The 551-nt window shown below is 69.0% G+C and carries 1 protein-coding gene; it reads left to right on the forward strand.

Annotated elements, in window-relative coordinates; genetic code table 11:
- The coding region (locus tag BBH68_RS38825; RefSeq protein WP_141713178.1) for a zinc-binding dehydrogenase at positions 1–551 on the forward strand (551 nt) is incomplete at both ends.

A 551-nucleotide genomic window follows, 5' to 3' on the forward strand; every position in this document is an offset into this window, starting at 1 on the left:
CGCAAGGCGGAGATCTGCCGGGCGATGGGCGCCGAGGCGATCATCGACCGCAGCGCGGAGGACTACCGCTTCTGGAAGGACGAGCACACCCAGGACCCCAGGGAGTGGAAGCGCTTCGGCAAGCGCATCCGCGAGCTGACCGGCGGCGAGGACGTGGACATCGTCTTCGAGCACCCCGGCCGGGAGACCTTCGGCGCCAGCGTCTACGTCACGCGCAAGGGCGGCACCATCGTCACCTGCGCGTCCACCTCCGGCTACACCCACGAGTACGACAACCGCTACCTGTGGATGTCGCTCAAGCGGATCGTCGGCACCCACTTCGCCAACTACCGCGAGGCCTGGGAGGCCAACCGCCTGATCGCCAAGGGCAGGATCCACCCCACCCTCTCCAAGGTCTACCCCCTGGAGGAGACCGGCCAGGCCACCTACGACGTCCACCGCAACCTCCACCAGGGCAAGGTCGGCGTGCTCTGCCTCGCCCCCCAGGAGGGCCTGGGCGTCCGCGACCCCGAGCTGCGGGCCAAGCACCTGGACGCCATCAACCTCTTCCG

Origin of the sequence: Streptomyces sparsogenes (assembly GCF_001704635.1) — a bacterium.
In the GTDB taxonomy this organism is placed as follows: domain Bacteria; phylum Actinomycetota; class Actinomycetes; order Streptomycetales; family Streptomycetaceae; genus Streptomyces; species Streptomyces sparsogenes.